This is a genomic window from Pseudomonas spartinae (genome assembly GCF_965197125.1).
Taxonomy (GTDB): domain Bacteria; phylum Pseudomonadota; class Gammaproteobacteria; order Pseudomonadales; family Pseudomonadaceae; genus Aquipseudomonas; species Aquipseudomonas composti_A.
Map to the genome: position 1 here is coordinate 1 of NZ_CBDAMB010000016.1, position 17,642 is coordinate 17,642.

The window sequence follows — 17,642 nt, forward strand, 5'->3', positions numbered from 1 at the left end:
CGCCCCCCCCCCCCCCCCCCCCCCCCCCCCCCCCCCCCCCCCGCCCCCCCCCCCCCCCCCCCCCCCCCCCAGGGCGGATCTCGTTGTACCGGCAGCCCTCTCCCCCGGCCCCTCTCCCGCAAGCGGGAGAGGGGTGAAAATCATCGGAGTTTGTTATGAGCCGCACCCCCGATACCTGGATTCTCACCGCCCATTGCCCGAGCGTGCTCGGCACCGTGGATGCGGTGACACGCTTTTTGTTCGAGCAGCGTTGCTACGTCACCGAACACAACAGCTTCGATGATCGGCTGTCGTCGCGGTTCTTCATCCGGGTCGAGTTTCGTCAGCCCGAGGGCTTCGACGAGGCGGCCTTTCGCGCGGGCGTGGCCGAGCGCCTGGCACCGTTCGGCATGCAGGTCGAGCTGACGCCGCCGGGCTATCGCGCCAAGGTGGTGCTGATGGTGTCCAAGGCCGATCACTGCCTGAACGACCTGCTCTATCGTCAGCGCATCGGCCAACTGGCCATGGACGTGGTGGCGGTGGTGTCCAACCACCCGGATCTCGAACCGCTGGCGCGCTGGCATGGCATTCCCTATCACCATTTTCCGCTCGACCCGGTCGACAAGCCGTCGCAGGAGCGCAAGGTGTTGAAGGTGATCGAGGAGACTGGTGCCGAACTAGTGGTGCTCGCCCGCTACATGCAGGTGCTGTCGCCCGAGCTGTGCCGCAAGCTGGACGGCTGGGCGATCAATATCCACCACTCGCTGCTGCCCGGCTTCAAGGGCGCCAAACCGTATCACCAGGCCTACCAGAAGGGCGTCAAGCTGGTCGGCGCCACAGCGCACTACATCAACAACGACCTCGACGAAGGGCCGATCATCGCGCAGGGCGTGGAGGCCGTGGATCACGCGCACTACCCTGAAGATCTGATCGCCAAGGGCCGAGACATCGAGTGTCTGACGCTGGCGCGAGCAGTGGGTTACCACATCGACCGCCGCGTGTTCCTCAACGCCAACCGCACGGTCGTGCTCAATGCCTGATGGGCGTCGAGGAGAAACACGGATTTAAGGTGGGCTGACGCGGGTAACCGCTCGTCCCGCCTCGCTCCCCAAGGGAGTGCAGAGTAGCCCGGATGCAAGCCGGGGAATATTTCGGCCACCGCCCTGCCAGGCTTCACAGGCGGTGACCGGCAACAGACGAAAGAAGCTCCAGTGCAAGGCCGCGCGGCATCGGTCGCGTCTTGTGTCCACAAAAAGAAAGGAGAGTTACGTATGTCTGGTAATCGTGGTGTGGTTTATCTCGGTGCGGGCAAGGTCGAAGTACAGAAGATCGACTACCCGAAAATGCAGGACCCGCGCGGCAAGAAGATCGAGCACGGGGTCATCCTGAAAGTCGTTTCCACCAACATCTGCGGCTCCGACCAGCACATGGTGCGAGGTCGTACCACCGCTCAGGTCGGCCTGGTGCTGGGTCACGAGATCACCGGCGAGGTGGTCGAGAAGGGCCGCGACGTCGAGCGTCTGCAGATCGGTGATCTGGTTTCCGTTCCCTTCAACGTCGCTTGCGGTCGTTGCCGCAGCTGCAAGGAACAGCACACCGGTGTGTGCCTGACCGTCAACCCGGCGCGTGCCGGCGGTGCTTATGGCTACGTCGACATGGGCGACTGGACCGGTGGCCAGGCCGAATACGTGCTGGTGCCTTACGCCGACTTCAACCTGCTCAAGCTGCCGGATCGCGACAAGGCCATGGAGAAAATCCGTGACCTGACCTGCCTGTCCGACATTCTGCCGACTGGCTACCACGGCGCTGTCACCGCGGGCGTCGGCCCGGGCAGCACCGTCTACGTCGCCGGTGCCGGTCCTGTCGGTCTGGCCGCTGCCGCTTCGGCTCGTCTGCTTGGTGCTGCTGTGGTCATCGTCGGTGACCTCAACCCGGCTCGTCTGGCGCACGCCAAGGCCCAGGGCTTCGAGATCGCCGATCTGTCGCTGGACACTCCGCTGCACGAGCAGGTCGCCGCATTGCTGGGCGAGCCGGAAGTGGATTGCGCCATCGACTGCGTAGGCTTCGAGGCTCGTGGTCACGGTCATGAAGGCGCCAAGCACGAGGCTCCGGCCACCGTGCTCAACTCGCTGATGCAGATCACCCGCGTTGCCGGCCAGATCGGTATTCCGGGTCTGTACGTCACCGAAGATCCGGGTGCGGTCGATGCCGCCGCCAAGATCGGCAGCCTGAGCATTCGCTTCGGCCTCGGCTGGGCCAAGTCGCACAGCTTCCACACCGGTCAGACCCCGGTCATGAAATACAACCGTCAGTTGATGCAGGCCATCATGTGGGACCGCCTCAACATCGCCGATATCGTCGGCGTAGAGGTCATCAGCCTGGAAGATGCACCACGCGGCTACGGCGAGTTCGATGCCGGTGTGCCGAAGAAATTCGTCATCGACCCGCACAAGACCTTCAGCGCGGCGTGATGGCGTAGGCAATTCGCGTAGCCCCTGGTCCGGGCTATGCGAGGTGGCGGTGCGCCTGGCGCACCCTGCCTGTTTACACGGCAAAGGCGTATTGGTTAGCGCCTTTTTTAGGGAGCCTACGGGCTCCCTTTTCTTTTTCGCGCTGCCTTCGCGCGCCGAGCCTTTTACCTGGTGGCAGCTATTGCCGGCCGTTGCTGTCGCGCGCCTACAGCCCGTACTTCCTGACCTTGTCGAACAGCGTGGTCTTGGCCAGCCCCAGTGCCTGCGCCGCCTGACTGAGGTTGCCGTCGTGGCGTTCCAGGGCCGCGCCCAGCAGGTTGCGTTCGAAGGCCTCCACGGCCTCGTTGAAGCCCAGCGCGTTGCTGTCGGCCTGGCCGCTTTTCTTGAACACCGGCAGACCGAGGGCAAAGCGCTCGGCGACGTTACGCAGTTCGCGCACGTTGCCGGGCCAGTCGTGCGCGGTGAGGGCGGCCAGGGTGGGCCGATCCAGCTCCGGCACGCCACGATCGAAGCGCAAGGCAGCGAGTTGCAGAAAGTGTTCGAACAGCAGGGCTATGTCCTCGCGGCGCTCACGCAGCGGTGGCAGCTCCAGGGTCACCACGTTGAGGCGGTAGTAGAGGTCGCTACGGAACTCGCCGCGTTTGCCCAACTCGTCGAGGTCGGATTTGGTGGCCGCGATCACCCGGCAGTCGACGTTGATCGACTGATTCGAACCAAGGCGTTCCAGGCTGTGCTCCTGCAGCACGCGCAGCAGCTTGATCTGCAGGGCCAGCGGCATGCTCTCGATCTCGTCGAGAAACAGGCTGCCACCGTCGGCGTGCTCGATCTTGCCGATGCGGCGCTTGCTGGCGCCGGTGAAGGCGTGTGCTTCGTGGCCGAATATCTCGCTCTCGAACAGGCTCTCCGGCAGGCCGCCGCAGTTGAGGGCGACGAACTGTTTGCTCTGGCGGCGGCTGAAGTCGTGCAGGCAGCGCGCGATCAGTTCCTTGCCGGTGCCGGTTTCGCCCTCGATCAGCACGTTGGCGTTGGTATCGGCGACGTTGGCGATCAGTTCACGCAGCTGCTGCATGGCCGGCGAGCGACCGATGATGCGCTGCTCCAGCGCTTGGCGCCCGGCCAGCTGGCGCCGTAGCGCGCTGACTTCGCGGGCCAGGCTGCGCTGTTCCAGCGCGCGGCGCACGACGTCGACCAGACGCTCGGGGGAGAAGGGTTTTTCCATGAAGTCATAGGCGCCATCGCGCATCGCGCTGACGGCCATACCGATATCGCCGTGGCCGGTGATCAGCACCACCGGCAGGCTGGCGTCGCGCTGTTTGAGACGCGTGAGCAGCTCCAGGCCATCAGTGCCAGGCAGGCGGATGTCGCTGATGACGATGCCGGCGAAATCCTCGTCGACGCGCTGCAGGGCTTCCTCGGCGCTGGCCACGCCGATGCTGTCGATATCTTCCAGGGCCAGCGCCTGCTGGCAGCCGAGCAGCACATGGGGATCGTCTTCGACGATCAGAACGGTGAGGCTCTCGCTCATGTGTTGGGCTCCGGCGGGTAGGGCAGGCTGAGGATGAAAGCGGTACCGCCTTCGTCCGGGTGGCGTACGGTGAGGCTGCCGCCTGCTGCGGCGGCCAGGCTGGCGGACAGGGTCAGGCCGAGGCCCAGGCCCTGTTCGCCGGGCTTGGTGGTGAAGAACGGCTCGAACAGGTGCACGCGGGTTTCCGGTGCAATGCCGGGACCGTTGTCGCGGACCTCCAGCTGGTAGCCGTTGGTATCGGCGCTGCCGCTCAGCCACAGTTGGCGGTCGACCTGCTCGCGCATGGCGTCGAGGGCGTTGCTGATCAGGTTGACCAGGATCTGTTCCAGGCGGATCTGCTCGATGGCCAGGCGCGCTTCCGCGAAGTCGCGATGGATGGTCATGCTGGTGCGTTGCAGGCGCGGCTGCAGGAGCATGGTGGCGGCATCCACGGCCTTCAGCAGCGAGGCCTCGCCGTTGTCACCGGTGCGCCGGGCGAAGGCACGCAGGCTGGCGGTGATCTTGCCCATGCGGTCGACCAGTTCGCCGATGTTCTGCAGATTGCTGCTGGCGACGTCGAGTGCGCCACGCTGGAGAAAGCGCACGGCATTGCCCGACAGCGTGCGCAAGGCCGCCAGCGGCTGATTCAACTCGTGGGCGATGCTGGTGGACATCTGCCCGATCACCGCCAGCTTGCCGGCCTGCACCAGCTCGTCCTGGGCCTGACGCAGGGTGGTTTCGGCCTGCTTGCGCTCGCGAACCTCGGCTTGCAGGCGTTCGTTGCTGGCCTGCAGGTCGGCGGTGCGCTCGGTGATCTTGCGCTCCAGCTCATCGTTGGCCGCCTGCAGCGCCTCGCGGGCGGCCAGGCGGGTGGCGATCACCTTGCGCCGCTCGTTCCAGGCAATCAGCAGAAAGGCCAGCAGAGCCGTCACCACGGCCGCCAGCATGGCATGGCTCATGGCTGCGCTGCGTTGTTCCTGCAAGGGGCTGAGCAGGGTCAGGTGCCAGGGCGTGTGTTCCAGGCGGCGGGTCTGCAGCAGGTAGTCGGTGGGTACGCCGCCGGTGGCGAAGCTGACCCGCTCGATGCCGTCGTCCATTAGCGAGCGATTGAACAGCTGCAACTCTTCCAGCGCTGCCCAGTGATACTGCAGGCTTCGCGCCAGGCGTTCCTTGGTCGCATCGTCCAGCGGGCGCACGGTCTTGAGGCGCACCATCGGGTCGCTGGCGAGGATGATGACGCCGTTCTCGTCGCTGACGTAGGCGTCCAGCAGGGCGCGCTGCCAACGCTCCTCGAGGGTGTCGAGGCGCACCTTGACCACCGCCACGCCGATGATGCGATCACCGTCGCGCAGGCCATGGGCCAGGTAGTAGCCGGGCTCGCCCGTGGTACTGCCAAGGCCGTATAAACGGCCCGGGCGGCCCTTGATGGCCTCCTGGTAGTAGGCACGGAAGGACAGGTCTTCGCCGAGATAGCTGTCGGCCTTGTCCCAGTTGCTGGTGGCGATCACCCGGCCGTCCGGGTCGAGCACGTAGATGGCGAGGCTGCCGGCGCGCTCGTTGAGCCCCTGCAGGTACACGTTGACGTGATGCCGGCGGTAGGCGGTGGGTGACAGCGCCAGGCGCGAGACATTGCCTTCCAGCTCCAGCAGGCTGGGCAGGTAGGTGTATTTGGTGATTTCGCTTTCCACCGCGCGCGCATTGAGCTCCAGCTGGCGCTCACCGTTTTCGGCCAGCGCGCGGATGCCGTTGCGGTCACTGATGTGATAACCGGCGTAGCCGCAGCCGAGCACCAGCAGCAGGAACAGCAGAATCAGCGACAGGTGACGGAGCAGACGCGGTTTCACGATCAGATTGGCGCGAGGACTGGCGGACAGGCATTGCATCATAGTCGTCCTGAACTGGCCAGTTGCCAACACCCAGGGTGCGCCGCGCGCACCGGCTGTGGTGCGTGGGCATTGGTGCGCGTGGCGCACCCCGGCTGGCTGGTCAGTGCTGGAGGATCTTCGCCAGGAACTGCTGGGCGCGCTCGGAGCGCGCGTTGATGTCGCCGAAGAACTCCTCCTTGGGGCAGTCTTCGACGATCTGCCCGGCGTCCATGAAGATCACCCGGTCGGCGACCTTGCGCGCGAACCCCATCTCGTGGGTCACGCACATCATGGTCATGCCTTCCTGGGCCAGTTGCACCATCACGTCGAGTACTTCGTTGACCATCTCCGGGTCGAGCGCCGAGGTGGGTTCATCGAACAGCATCACCACCGGATCCATGGCCAGGGCGCGAGCGATGGCCACGCGCTGCTGCTGACCACCGGAGAGCTGGCCAGGGTGCTTGTGCGCATGGGCAGCCAGGCCGACGCGGTCGAGCAGGGCCAGGCCCTTCTTTTCGGCCTCGGCCTTGCTGCGGCCGAGCACCTTGATCTGGGCGATGGTCAGGTTCTCGGTGATGGTCAGGTGCGGGAACAGCTCGAAGTGCTGGAACACCATGCCCACGCGCGAGCGCAGCTTGGGCAGGTTGGTCTTCTTGTCGGCGATGGACGTGCCGTCGACGTCGATGTCACCCTGCTGGAAGGGCTCCAGCGCGTTGACGCACTTGATCAGGGTCGACTTGCCCGAGCCGGACGGCCCGCACACCACGACCACTTCGCCTTTCTTCACCTCGGTGCTGCAATTGGTCAGCACCTGGAAGTCCCCGTACCACTTGTTGACGTTCTGGATGGAAATCATACGGCTAACCTTTTTTGCAGGAGCTTGACCAGGCGCGAGGCGGCGAAGCTGATGGTGAAGTAGACCAGGCCGGCGAAGATCAGAAATTCATGGGGCTGGCCGATGATGTCGCCACGCGAGCGAGCGGCGTTGAGGAAGTCCATCAGGCCCACGGTGTACACCAGCGAGGTGTCCTGAAAGAGGATGATGCTCTGCTGCAGCAGCAGCGGGGTCATCTTGCGGAAGGCCTGCGGCAGGATGATCAGGCGCATGCTCTGTCCGTAGGTCATGCCCAGGGCCGAGGCAGCGCCCATCTGACCCTTGGGGATGGCCTGGATGCCGGCACGGACGATCTCGCAGAAGTAGGCTGCCTCGAACATCACGAAGGCCACCAGGCACGAGCTGAACGCCCCGACCGGGGTGTCTTCACCCGTGATCCAGCGCAGGATGAACGGCACCGCGAAGTAGAACCAGGTGATCACCAGCAGCAGCGGGATGGAGCGGAAGTAGTTGACGTAGGCGGCGGCAATGTTCGCCAGCAACTTGCTGTGCGACAGGCGCATCAGCGCCAGCAGGGTGCCCAGCACCACGCCGCCAAGCACGCCCAGCACCATCAGCTGCAGGGTCACCAGCATGCCGTCCCACAGGCCCGGAAGGGCCGGGAGGATCGCGGAGAAGTCCATCATTTACCCCCTACGGAAATCAGGCCCGGCACGGCGACCTTCTTCTCGATCATGCGCATGATCATCATCAGGCTCATGTTCAGGGTGAAGTAGATCAGGGTGGCCAGGGTGAAGGCCTCGAACAGGTTGGCGCTGAACTCGGCGGTCTGCTTGGTCTGCGCCAGCAGTTCCATGAGGCCGATCAGCGACGCTACCGAGGAGTTCTTGAAGATGTTGAGGAACTCGCTGGTCAGCGGCGGAATGATGATGCGGTAGGCTTGCGGCAGCAGCACGTTGGTGTAGATCTGCGGCAGGCGAAACCCCATGGCGTAGGCCGCGGCGGTCTGGCCCTTGGGCAGCGCCTCGATGCCGGTGCGTACCTGCTCGCAGACCCTGGCGGCGGTGAACAGGCCGAGGCACACCACCACCGAGAGGTAGGCCGAGGTAGCCGGGTTGAGATCCTGCTTGAACCACAGTTCCAGCGGTTCGGGCAGCAGGTCCGGCACCAGGAAGTACCAGAGGAACAGCTGCACCAGCAGCGGCACGTTGCGGAAGACTTCCACGTAGGCGGTGGCCAGGCCGGACAGCCAGCGGTTTGGCAAGGTACGCATCACGCCGAGCAGCGAGCCCAGCGCCAGGGCGATGATCCAGCCGGCCAGGGCGATGGCGATGGTCCAGCCCAGGCCGGTGATGAACCAGTCCAGATAGGTCTCGCTGCCGATACCGGTGGACTTGAAGTAGATGCCCCAGTCCCAGTTGTAATTCATTGCGGGTTCCCTCGGGTGAGGATGCGATCTGCTGTGCGTCGGCTCTGCTGCGTTGCTACGACCAACGGGAGTAACAGCCGCAGGCTGGCCCGAAGGGTGAGCAACGCGAGTCAAGCGGCTTCAGCTCGCGAGATCGTCAGTACGGCTACGATGACGAAGCGTGAGAGCGGGCAACGGCTGCCCGTGTCCGCTCAGGCGGACGGTCTCGGCTTCGTCAGAAATTAGGTTGGGGAAGCCAGTGGCTTCCCCGGAGTCCCCGGGCCGTCACGCCTCGTGAGCGTGGCGGCGCATCACCGTCAGATCTGTTCTGCAGACTTGTCGGTCGGTTCGGCGATCAGCTTCTTCAGCTCGTCGCTCATGGGGAAGTTCAGGTTCAGGCCCTTCGGTGGTACGGGCTGCTGGAACCACTTGTCGTAGATACCGTTGATCTCGCCAGAGGCGAAGGTGGCGCTGATGGCCTTGTCGACCACTTGCTTGAAGCCCGCATCACCCTTGCGCACCATGCAGCCGTAGATCTCGAAGGATTGCGGGGTGCCGACCACGGCCCAGTCGTCCGGCTTCTTGGCCTTGGCCATTTCGCCGGCGAGCAGGGCGTCGTCCATCATGAAGGCGACGGCGCGGTTGGATTCGAGCATCAGGAAGGACTCGCCGTGATCCTTGGCGGAAATCACGTTCATGCCCATCTTCTTCTCGGCGTTCATCGACTTGATCAGGCGCTCGGAGGTGGTACCGGCGGTGGTCACCACGTTCTTGCCCTTGAGGTCTTCGAAATCCTTGATACCGCTGGTCTTCTTGGTCAGCAGGCGGGTGCCGACCTCGAAGATGCCAACGGAGAAGTCGACCTGCTGCTGGCGCTCGATATTGTTGGTGGTGGAGCCGCACTCCAGGTCCACGGTACCGTTCTGCACCAGCGGGATGCGGGTCTGCGAGGTCACCAGGTTGTAGCGCACCTTGAGGTCAGGCATGCCCAGTTCCTGCTTCAGCGCCTCGACCACTTTCAACTGCAGGTCGTGGGAGTAGCCGATCGGCTGGCGCGAGTTGTCGCCGAAGTAGGAGAAGGGAATGGACGAGTCGCGATGGCCCAGGGTGATGGTGCCGGAGTCCTTGATCTTCTTCAGGGTGCCGGTCAGCTCCTCGGCGATCACTGGAGTGGAAAGAACAGCTGCGGCGATGGCCACGCCCAGTACACGGTGGAAGGTACGCATGAATCGAGTCCTCGATGTTGTTGTGATGGCGCGGTCACGCCACTTTGCTCAGGGAATGTCTATCGCATTCCTGAAGTGACTTGAGCAGGTTGCATGCCAGCACTTTCGAGGTGTTCGAATTTAAGATAAATGTTTGTTTTATATTGATTTTGTTCTGTTGCTCGAGCGAGGCGGCTGATGTTTCCGTTCGCCGTTCCGACTATTGCCGGGCTGTGCGTTCGGAAATCCGAATGACGCCGCTGCTGTGAGCGCGCCCCCTCGACCTGTCAGCTGCGTTCGTTGCGCAACTCATCGATTCGGTTGTCCTTGGCTTGCCACAGCTCCGATACCCAACGCTGCATCTGCTGGCGAAACGCGGGGTCGTTCTCGTAATCGCCCTGCCACAAGCTCGGGTCGAGTTCGCGCGTCTGGATGTCGATGATCACCTCGGGGACCTGGCCGCTGAGCAGCATCCAGAACCCGGGCACCCGTTTGCCGGGGTAGACCAGGGTGACGTCCAGCACCGCGTCGATCTGTTCGCCAAGGGCTGCGAGGACGAAGGCCACGCCGCCGGCCTTGGGCTTGAGCAGGTAGCGATAGGGCGATTGCTGCTGGGCCTGCTTGGCCGGGGTGAAACGGGTGCCCTCCAGATAGTTGACCACGGTGACTGGCAGGTGCTTGAACTTCTCGCAGGCGGCCTTGGTGATCTCCAGATCCTTGCCCTGCATATGCGGATTCTTCGCCAGGAAGGCCTTGGAGTAGCGCTTCATGAAGGGGTAGTCCAAGGCCCAGAAGGCCAGACCGAGCAGCGGCACCCAGATCAGCTCCTGCTTGAGGAAGAACTTGAAATAGGGCGTCTTGCGGTTGAACGCCTGCACCAGTGCCGGAATGTCGACCCACGACTGATGGTTGCTGATCACCAGATAGGAGGCATCGCGGCGCAGTTCGGCGTTGCCGCGAATGTCCCAGTGCGTCGGGGTGAGCAGAGCGAAGGTGCGTTTGCAGTTTTCCGCCCAGAATTCGGCCACCCACATCACCCCGCGCGAGCAGGCGCGACGCGCGGTTTGTCCCGGCAGGACGAACTTGCCCAGGGCGATCAGCAGCAGCGGGCCGATCAGCAGCAGGGTGTTGCTCAGCAGTAGAGCTATATTGAGTAGGCCGGTCAGCAGGGGGCGCATATCAACTCCTCGGCAGGCGCGAAGCTACCATCATAAGCACCTGCAGAATTTGTCTCAAAATTACGACTGATGGCCTATGGCTATTAACTGGCAAGACCTTGATGCTGGTCAGTGTGAAATCTAAGTGGATTGTCCGACAATGCACGGGCATTGGCCGCGGACCCTCCCGCCAACCTGTTCTGGATTGACTCGATGTTGAAACGCATTGCAGTGGCCGATCTGCGTATCGGCATGTATATCCAAGAGTTTTGCGGTTCCTGGATGGATCACCCGTTCTGGAAGTCCAAGTTCGTTCTCAACTCCGACAAGGATCTCGCCCGCATTCGCGACAGCGCGATCAGCGAATTGTGGATCGATGTCAGCAAGGGGGAGGATGTTGCTGCGGGTGTACAGGCGGCAACCGAGGCCGAGGTGGAGTGTGAGGCGCAGGCGCGTCTTCTGGCGGCCATCGAACCACCCAAGGTCAAGGTGCTGTCCATGGAGCAGGAGCTGGAGCAGGCAATGAAGCTCTGCGCGCGCTCCAAGCAGGCGGTAATGGAAATGTTCAGCGATGCGCGCATGGGCCAGGCGCTGCAGTTCGAGCAGGCGGAGTTGCTGGTCGAGGAGATTTCCAAGTCGGTCATGCGCCATCCCAATGCGCTGATCAGTCTGGCAAGGCTCAAGCACAGCAACGAATACACCTACATGCATTCGGTGGCCGTGTGTGCGCTGATGATTGCTTTGGCGCGGCAACTCGGCCTGCCTGAGGCTGCCGTGCGCGAGGCCGGCCTGGCCGGCCTGCTGCATGACATTGGCAAGATGGCGGTACCGCAGGACCTGCTGGACAAACCCGGCAAGCTAAGCGACAGCGAGTTCGCCGCGATACGCAAGCACCCGGAGGAGGGGGGCAGCATTCTGATCGCCAGCAAGCAGGTCAGCGCTCTGGTGCTCGATGTCTGTCTGCATCACCACGAAAAGGTCGACGGCAGCGGTTATCCGCATCACCTGCAGGGCGAACAGATCAGCCTGCTGGCGAAGATGGGCGCGGTCTGCGACGTGTATGACGCCATCACCTCGAACCGTCCGTACAAGCAGGGCTGGGACCCGGCCGAGTCGATCCGCAAGATGGCGGAGTGGAAGGGGCACTTCGACGAGGTGGTGTTCCAGGCTTTCGTCAAGACCGTCGGCATCTACCCGGTCGGCGCGCTGGTGCGCTTGCAGAGCGGGCGCCTGGCCGTGGTCATCGAGCAGAACCCCAAGGCGCTGCTGGCGCCGAGGGTCAAGGTGTTCTTCTCGGCCAAGTCGCGCCTGCCACTGCCGCAGAGCGTCGTGGACCTGAGCAAGATCACCGATCAGGACCGTATCGTCGGTCGTGAGTCGGCCGAGGAATGGGGCTTCGAACGGCTCGACGAGCTGTGGTCCGGGATGGAGCTGGAGGGGCGCGGTCGCTAGCTCGGGTGCAATACCCGGTTAGAAAATACCTGGCGCATGCAGCACGCTGTAACGCTTTCGGCGGAACATGACAGGCGCGCAGCAGTCGGAGGTTCGGTCACCGCAAACGAGAGGACCGAACCTTGAAATACGCTCTGCTTCTGCTGGCCGCCGCGATCAGTCTGCCTGCCATGGCCGATGAACAACCGGACCTTTACGGCCGCTACGAACTGATCAAGCTCCCCGCTCTGGGCCAGACCCTCAAGGCCAAGATGGATACCGGCGCGATGACCGCCTCGCTGTCAGCCAAGGATATCGAACCCTTCAAGCGCGACGGCGAGGACTGGGTACGCTTTCGCCTGGCTGTCGACGGCGCCGAGAACACGGTTTACGAGCACCCGCTGGTACGCATCGCCGAGATCAAGAAGCGCACCGAGGAAGGTGACACCGAGGCCAAGGAAGTCGCCTACTCGCAGCGCCCGGTGGTCGAAATGCCGATCTGCCTGGGCGAGGAAGAGCGCACCATCGAGGTCAACCTGACCGACCGCAGTACCTTCAGCTACCCGCTGTTGATTGGCGCCAGTGCCATGCGCGATCTTGGTGCGGCAGTGGATCCTGCCGAACGCTACACCCGCGATCGTCCCCAATGCTGAGTTAATTGTCGCATTTCGGGAAAGGCTAATACCCATTGGCCAGTACACTCGGCGAGAGTGCCCAGTTACCACTTCCTTGCTCTAAGGGGCGTCGGGCCTGTTTTTTGCTTCGTATAGATGCTTTCCAGGCCTGTAGGCCCTTTAGGTCGTTGAGGTGTCGCTATGACGGGAGTACTCAAGCCGGGTGTACGGCTGTTGCAGCGTTTCAGTTTTGCTCGCAAGTTCCAGCTGGTGTTCCTGTTGTTCGCGCTTCCGCTGGGCTACGCGCTGTGGATCATCGGCAGTGACTACCTGTCGCGCCTGCAGTCCGTGGATTCTGAAGTGGAAGGTGCGCAAGCGCTGGAGCGCATGGCGCAGGTGCAGCAAGAGCTGATCGCCCAGCGCACCCTGCTGGCACGCTGGAAAGGCACCGAGGATGCCGCGCAGGGCCTGTTGCTGCAGCGCGAAGGCAAGCTCGACGAGGCGCTGCAGCAAGCGGCCGAGCCGCTACAGAGCGAGCTGATCAGCGACCAGGCGCGCCAGCATTTTCAGGCCTTGCAGGACGAGCGCGACGGTTTGCGCGCCGCCGGGCTGACCAAGGTTCCCCTGCCCGATGCGCTGGAGCGTTACCAGAAGGCGCTGCTGTCGCTGATCGCCCTGCGCGAGCAGGTGGCAACCGACAGCGCGCTGATCCTCGATCCGCGCCTCGATACCTACCTGATGATGGAGCAGATCACCTACATCATGCCGCGCCTGCTCGAACAGCTCGGCACCTTCGCCGCTCAGGGCCACGGCGCCGTGGTCTCGCAGCACTTCACCCTGCAGAGCCGTGTGCTGATCCGCGATCTGCGGCGCAACCTGGACGAGCAAAGGGCGCAGCTGGTCAAGGCGCAGATCACCCTGTCGCGCGAGGCGCCGCGAGCCATGCGCCAACTGAGCGAGCCCTTCGATGCCTCGCTCAAGGCGTTCGACGAATTCCTCGCCCAGATCGACCGCGACATGTTCGAGTCCAGCCCCATGGCGCTGACGCCCGAGCAGTTCGTCCAGCGCGTCGAAAGCCTGGAAACTCAGCTGCAAGGACTGCAGCAAGCGCTCTATCTGCAGTTTTCCGCCAGCCTCGGCCACTACCGGCAGCGGGCGCTGTGGTCGATGATCGAGGTGGTCGGTGCTTTCAGCGTTCTGACCCTGCTGGCGATGTACGTGCTGATGTGCCTGAACGCTTCGATCCGCATCAGCACCAGCAACATCATCGATGCTGCCCGGAGGCTGCGTGATGGCGACCTGCGCGTGCGCATGGAGGTCAACGGTCGTGATGATCTGGCTGCCATCGCCCAGGCACTGAATACCGCCGTCGAGCAGATGCGCGACTCGCTGCAGGGCGTCAACCACGAAAGCCAGCAGCTGGAAGGCACGGTACAGCTACTCGGTGGCCAGGCGCGCGATGCGCTCGACGCCGTCGAGCAGCAGCAAGCGCAGATGAGCCAGATCGCCACCGCGGCGACGCAGATGGCTGCCACGGCGCAGAGCGTGGCGCAGAGCTGCGAGCAGGCGTCGCTGGAGGCGCAGCAGACCCGTGAGGTGGCGCTCGGCAGCAACCAGCGTAGCGAGCGCACCAGTGCCAGCATGCGCCACCTCAGCGCTCGCCTGGGCGACAGCGCGGCGGCGTTGCAACAACTGCGTGACCAGACCCAGCAGATCAACCGTGTGGTCGAGGTGATCAAGGGCATCGCCGAGCAGACCAACCTGCTGGCGCTCAACGCTGCCATCGAGGCGGCGCGTGCGGGGGAGGCCGGTCGCGGTTTCGCCGTGGTCGCCGACGAAGTGCGCTCACTGTCCAAACGCACCCAGGACTCGACCCAGGAAATCGCCCAGACCGTGGACAACCTGCAGCGCGTGGTCGGCCAGTCGGTCACCCTGATGGAGGAAGCCTGCAGTCAGGCCGATGGCGACATCGGCAGCGTGTTGGCCATGGGCGATGAGCTGCAGAACATCGTCGATTCGGTGCAGCGCGTCAGCGACCGCCTGGCGCAGATCGCCACGGCCGCCGAGCAGCAGGCGGCCACCGCCGATGAGGTCAGTGGCAATATCCAGCAGGTCGATCAGGCCGCCGGCCAACTGCTCGATGGCGCCCAGGCCGTGAGCAGCGCCGCGGAACAGCTGCGCAGGGGCAGCCAGGGGCTGGCGCAAAATACCGGACGCTTCAGTCTCGACTGAGGTCGAGGCTGACCTGGCTGGCCAACTCTGCTAAAAACAATGCAAACAACACGGAGCCCCAGCATGAAAACGGTTGCCGAAGTCCTCAGAACCAAGTCAAACGCCCTTCTCTACAGCATCGACGCAGATGATTCCCTGCTCGACGGCCTGCGCATCATGGCAGAGAAGGGCATCGGCGCCCTGGTGGTGATGTCCGGCGGGCGCCTGGTGGGCATCGTCAGCGAGCGTGACTACGTGCGCAAGGTCGCCCTGGCCGAGCGCTCCATGCTGGGCGCCAAGGTCAGCGAAATCATGACCCGCGACGTGATCACCGTCGGCGCACGCGACAGCCTGCAGCACTGTATGGAGCTGATGACCGAACGCCGTCTTCGCCACCTGCCGGTGCTGGCTGAAGGCGAGCTGATCGGCTTGCTTTCCATCGGTGACTTGGTCAAGGAAACCATCGCCGAGCAGGCTGACCTGATCCGCCAGCTGGAGCAGTACATTCGCGGCGAGCACTGAGCCGCCGCCCGCTCGCTCCCGGTTCCGAACCTGATCCGGGAGCATCCGCTTCGTGTCGGCACGAATTCATTCGCGATAATGGCCAGGCGCCAACCTGGCCCGGATGCAATCCGCAGCTCGTGCGTAGGCGCATACCAGGCCTGAGCCTTGACGCACGCCCCGGCCCCCGGCAGTCTCCTGCCGTCGCCCCCAGGTGCAGGACGCCCGATGCCGCAGATACTCATAGTCGAAGACGAAGCCGCGATTGCCGATACGCTGGTCTATGCCCTGCAGGCCGAAGGCTTCGTCACGCACTGGTCGAGCCTGGGCGGCGAGGCGCTGACGCTGCTGGAAGACGGCGCCTTCGACCTGGCCATTCTCGACGTTGGCCTGCCCGATATCAGCGGTTTCGAAGTGTGCAAACGCCTGCGCCGTTTCTCCGAGGTGCCGGTGATCTTCCTTACCGCGCGCAGCGAGGAAATCGATCGCGTGGTGGGCCTGGAAATCGGCGCCGACGACTACGTGGTCAAACCCTTCAGCCCGCGCGAGGTGGCTGCGCGGGTCAAGGTCATCCTTAAGCGTATTGCCCCGCGTGAAGTGCCGGCGGCCAGCGTGTCGAACTTGTTCCAGGTCGACGATGCAGCCTTTCGCATTCACTACCACGGCCAGGCACTGAGCCTGACCCGCCACGAATTTCGCCTGCTGCGCACGCTGCTTGGCCAGCCGCGCCGGGTCTATTCCCGTGAGCAATTGCTCGATGCCCTCGGCGTGGCCAGCGAAGCCGGCTACGAGCGCAACATCGACAGTCATATCAAGAGTGTGCGCGCCAAGCTGCGCGCCATCGCTCCGAGCGAAGAGCCGATCCAGACCCATCGCGGCCTCGGTTACAGCTACGAGCCAGAGACCTAGAGAGGCTCTTCCATGCCGCTGGGCGTACGCATCTTCCTCGTCTACTTCCTGTTCGTCGGCCTGGCCGGCTGGTTCGTGCTGAGCACGGTGATGGACGAGATTCGCCCCGGCGTGCGTCAGAGCACCGAGGAAACCCTGGTCGACACCGCCAACCTGCTGGCCGAGATCCTGCGTGACGAGGTCAAGGCCGGCACTCTGGGCCAGGGGCGCCTGAACGATGCGCTGGAGGCCTATGGTCAGCGCCAGCCACAGGCGACCATCTGGGGGCTGACCAAGGCCGAGGTCAATCACCGCATCTACGTCACCGACGACCAGGGCATCGTCCTGCTCGACTCCACCGGCCAGGCCATTGGTCAGGACTATTCGCGCTGGAACGACGTGCTGCTGACCCTGCGCGGTCAGTACGGCGCGCGCTCGACCCGTGAAGACCCGAACGACCCAGACTCCTCGGTGATGTACGTGGCGGCGCCGATCAAGGACGGCGAACGGATTATCGGCGTGGTCTCGGTGGCCAAGCCCAACCGCACCCTGCAGCCTTATATCGAGCGCTCGCAAACGCGCCTGGGCTGGCTCGGCGCCGGGTTGATCGGCCTCGGCCTGCTGATCGGTGCGGCGCTCTCCTGGTGGCTCAGCGCGGCGCTGGGCAAGCTCACCCGCTATGCCCAGGCGGTCAGCGAAGGGCAGCGCGCCGAGGCGCCGCAAGTGCGCGGCGGCGAGCTGGGGCAACTGGCCGTGGCGGTCGAGCGTATGCGTACCGAACTGGAAGGCAAGGCCTATGTCGAGCGCTACGTACATACCCTGACTCACGAACTGAAAAGCCCGCTGGCCGCGATCCGTGGCGCTGCCGAACTGCTCGACGGCGACATGCCGCCCGAGCAGCGTCAGCGCTTCGTGGCCAATATCCAGCAGGAAAGCGCGCGCCTGCAAAACCTCATCGAACGTCTGCTGCACCTGGCCCAGGTTGAACAGCGTCAGGGTCTGGAAGAGCGCGTGACGGTGCCGTTGGCGCCACTGGTCGACGAATTGCTGCAAGCGCAGCAGGCGCGTATCACCGCAGCCCATCTACAGATCGATCAGGTTGTACCCGCAGGCCTCAGTCTGCGCGGCGAGCGTTTCCTGCTGCGCCAGGCGCTGGCCAACCTGCTGGACAACGCCCTGGACTTCACCGCGCCCGGCGGGCTTATCCGCATCACCGCCGAGCGCCAGGGCGAGCGCATCGAGCTGCGCCTGTTCAACCAGGGCGATGCCATTCCCGAGTACGCACTTGAGCGCCTGACCGAGCGCTTCTACTCACTGCCGCGCCCCAACGGCGGCCGCAAGAGCACCGGACTGGGCCTGAACTTCGTGCAGGAAGTGGCCGAACTGCATGGTGGTGAGCTGCAGATCGGCAATGTCGAGGGTGGTGTGGAAGTGCTGCTGGCATTACCCGCCTAGATTGCGCTGTAGGAGCCGCTTCAGCCGCGAAGCTTCCGGGCTGTTTAGCTGCGTAGTGATTGTCCGGGCTATTTGCTGAGCGCCGGGCCTGCATGCCTAGATTTTGATTCCCGAGATC

15 protein-coding genes are annotated in these 17,642 nt (G+C 63.9%); 8 read left to right on the forward strand and 7 right to left on the reverse strand.

Translation table 11 applies throughout. From position 1 onward, the window contains the following. The first annotated feature begins 155 nt into the window (after positions 1–155). Positions 156–1,019: a formyltetrahydrofolate deformylase gene (gene purU, locus ACN8M7_RS23705; RefSeq protein ID WP_061242813.1), complete on the forward strand. Its 864-nt coding sequence runs from the start codon at positions 156–158 to the stop codon at positions 1,017–1,019. A gap of 231 nt (positions 1,020–1,250) precedes the next feature. After that, complete coding sequence (fdhA, locus tag ACN8M7_RS23710) at positions 1,251–2,450, forward strand: formaldehyde dehydrogenase, glutathione-independent (RefSeq protein WP_061242811.1); 1,200 nt, start codon at positions 1,251–1,253, stop codon at positions 2,448–2,450. Between the two features lie 205 nt (positions 2,451–2,655). Here fdhA and aauR read toward each other — a convergent pair whose 3' ends face one another. From aauR to yihG, 7 genes are all read right to left on the reverse strand, one after another. Further along, entirely contained in the window at positions 2,656–3,975 is a 1,320-nt protein-coding gene (gene aauR / locus ACN8M7_RS23715) for a two-component response regulator AauR (RefSeq protein WP_061242809.1), read from the reverse strand. Next, positions 3,972–5,840 (reverse strand): sensor histidine kinase, encoded by a 1,869-nt coding sequence (locus ACN8M7_RS23720; protein ID WP_490262358.1) that lies wholly within the window; start codon positions 5,838–5,840, stop codon positions 3,972–3,974. The genes aauR and ACN8M7_RS23720 overlap by 4 nt, the downstream gene beginning before the upstream one ends. A gap of 100 nt (positions 5,841–5,940) precedes the next feature. Continuing rightward, entirely contained in the window at positions 5,941–6,675 is a 735-nt protein-coding gene (locus ACN8M7_RS23725) for an amino acid ABC transporter ATP-binding protein (protein WP_061242805.1), read from the reverse strand. Continuing rightward, on the reverse strand, positions 6,672–7,340 hold the full coding sequence (locus ACN8M7_RS23730) for an amino acid ABC transporter permease (protein ID WP_197432234.1): 669 nt from the start codon (positions 7,338–7,340) through the stop codon (positions 6,672–6,674). Before ACN8M7_RS23730 ends, ACN8M7_RS23725 begins: the two co-directional genes overlap by 4 nt. Beyond that, complete coding sequence (locus tag ACN8M7_RS23735; RefSeq protein ID WP_061242801.1) at positions 7,337–8,083, reverse strand: amino acid ABC transporter permease; 747 nt, start codon at positions 8,081–8,083, stop codon at positions 7,337–7,339. The genes ACN8M7_RS23730 and ACN8M7_RS23735 overlap by 4 nt, the downstream gene beginning before the upstream one ends. A gap of 296 nt (positions 8,084–8,379) precedes the next feature. Then, the gene (locus ACN8M7_RS23740; RefSeq protein WP_061242799.1) at positions 8,380–9,288 is read right to left on the reverse strand and encodes a glutamate/aspartate ABC transporter substrate-binding protein; all 909 of its coding nucleotides are present in this window, start codon (positions 9,286–9,288) and stop codon (positions 8,380–8,382) included. A 266-nt stretch (positions 9,289–9,554) separates the two neighbouring features. Then, positions 9,555–10,445 (reverse strand): 1-acylglycerol-3-phosphate O-acyltransferase, YihG family, encoded by an 891-nt coding sequence (gene yihG / locus ACN8M7_RS23745; protein ID WP_490262359.1) that lies wholly within the window; start codon positions 10,443–10,445, stop codon positions 9,555–9,557. 192 nt (positions 10,446–10,637) lie between these two features. On the opposite strand from yihG, the gene ACN8M7_RS23750 reads away from it, so the two are divergent. From ACN8M7_RS23750 to creC, 6 genes are all read left to right on the forward strand, one after another. Further along, positions 10,638–11,876, forward strand: a complete 1,239-nt coding sequence (locus ACN8M7_RS23750) for an HD-GYP domain-containing protein (protein WP_061242795.1) — start codon at positions 10,638–10,640, stop codon at positions 11,874–11,876. A gap of 122 nt (positions 11,877–11,998) precedes the next feature. Then, positions 11,999–12,508, forward strand: coding sequence for a retropepsin-like aspartic peptidase RloA2 (gene rloA2 / locus ACN8M7_RS23755; protein WP_061242793.1), 510 nt, complete (start codon positions 11,999–12,001; stop codon positions 12,506–12,508). Positions 12,509–12,670: 162 nt separating this feature from the next. Next, positions 12,671–14,701 carry a methyl-accepting chemotaxis protein gene (locus ACN8M7_RS23760; RefSeq protein ID WP_061242791.1) on the forward strand — a complete coding sequence of 677 codons (2,031 nt, stop codon included), beginning with the start codon at positions 12,671–12,673 and terminating at the stop codon, positions 14,699–14,701. Positions 14,702–14,764: 63 nt separating this feature from the next. After that, positions 14,765–15,202: a CBS domain-containing protein gene (locus ACN8M7_RS23765; protein WP_061242789.1), complete on the forward strand. Its 438-nt coding sequence runs from the start codon at positions 14,765–14,767 to the stop codon at positions 15,200–15,202. 207 nt (positions 15,203–15,409) lie between these two features. Continuing rightward, on the forward strand, positions 15,410–16,090 hold the full coding sequence (gene creB, locus ACN8M7_RS23770; protein ID WP_061242786.1) for a two-component system response regulator CreB: 681 nt from the start codon (positions 15,410–15,412) through the stop codon (positions 16,088–16,090). A gap of 12 nt (positions 16,091–16,102) precedes the next feature. Continuing rightward, positions 16,103–17,524 (forward strand): two-component system sensor histidine kinase CreC, encoded by a 1,422-nt coding sequence (gene creC, locus ACN8M7_RS23775; RefSeq protein WP_490262360.1) that lies wholly within the window; start codon positions 16,103–16,105, stop codon positions 17,522–17,524. Positions 17,525–17,642: the final 118 nt, after the last annotated feature.

What these genes read in the sequence shown, in the direction of transcription:
- purU (WP_061242813.1), top strand. Translation starts at nt 156, where the DNA reads ATGAGCCGCACCCCCGATACCTGGATTCTCACCGCCCATTGCCCGAGC.
- ACN8M7_RS23725 (WP_061242805.1), bottom strand. Translation starts at nt 6,675, where the DNA reads ATGATTTCCATCCAGAACGTCAACAAGTGGTACGGGGACTTCCAGGTG.
- creC (WP_490262360.1), top strand. Translation starts at nt 16,103, where the DNA reads ATGCCGCTGGGCGTACGCATCTTCCTCGTCTACTTCCTGTTCGTCGGC.
- ACN8M7_RS23740 (WP_061242799.1), bottom strand. Translation starts at nt 9,288, where the DNA reads ATGCGTACCTTCCACCGTGTACTGGGCGTGGCCATCGCCGCAGCTGTT.
- ACN8M7_RS23760 (WP_061242791.1), top strand. Translation starts at nt 12,671, where the DNA reads ATGACGGGAGTACTCAAGCCGGGTGTACGGCTGTTGCAGCGTTTCAGT.
- ACN8M7_RS23765 (WP_061242789.1), top strand. Translation starts at nt 14,765, where the DNA reads ATGAAAACGGTTGCCGAAGTCCTCAGAACCAAGTCAAACGCCCTTCTC.
- yihG (WP_490262359.1), bottom strand. Translation starts at nt 10,445, where the DNA reads ATGCGCCCCCTGCTGACCGGCCTACTCAATATAGCTCTACTGCTGAGC.
- ACN8M7_RS23730 (WP_197432234.1), bottom strand. Translation starts at nt 7,340, where the DNA reads ATGATGGACTTCTCCGCGATCCTCCCGGCCCTTCCGGGCCTGTGGGAC.
- ACN8M7_RS23735 (WP_061242801.1), bottom strand. Translation starts at nt 8,083, where the DNA reads ATGAATTACAACTGGGACTGGGGCATCTACTTCAAGTCCACCGGTATC.
- creB (WP_061242786.1), top strand. Translation starts at nt 15,410, where the DNA reads ATGCCGCAGATACTCATAGTCGAAGACGAAGCCGCGATTGCCGATACG.
- ACN8M7_RS23750 (WP_061242795.1), top strand. Translation starts at nt 10,638, where the DNA reads ATGTTGAAACGCATTGCAGTGGCCGATCTGCGTATCGGCATGTATATC.
- fdhA (WP_061242811.1), top strand. Translation starts at nt 1,251, where the DNA reads ATGTCTGGTAATCGTGGTGTGGTTTATCTCGGTGCGGGCAAGGTCGAA.
- ACN8M7_RS23720 (WP_490262358.1), bottom strand. Translation starts at nt 5,840, where the DNA reads ATGATGCAATGCCTGTCCGCCAGTCCTCGCGCCAATCTGATCGTGAAA.
- aauR (WP_061242809.1), bottom strand. Translation starts at nt 3,975, where the DNA reads ATGAGCGAGAGCCTCACCGTTCTGATCGTCGAAGACGATCCCCATGTG.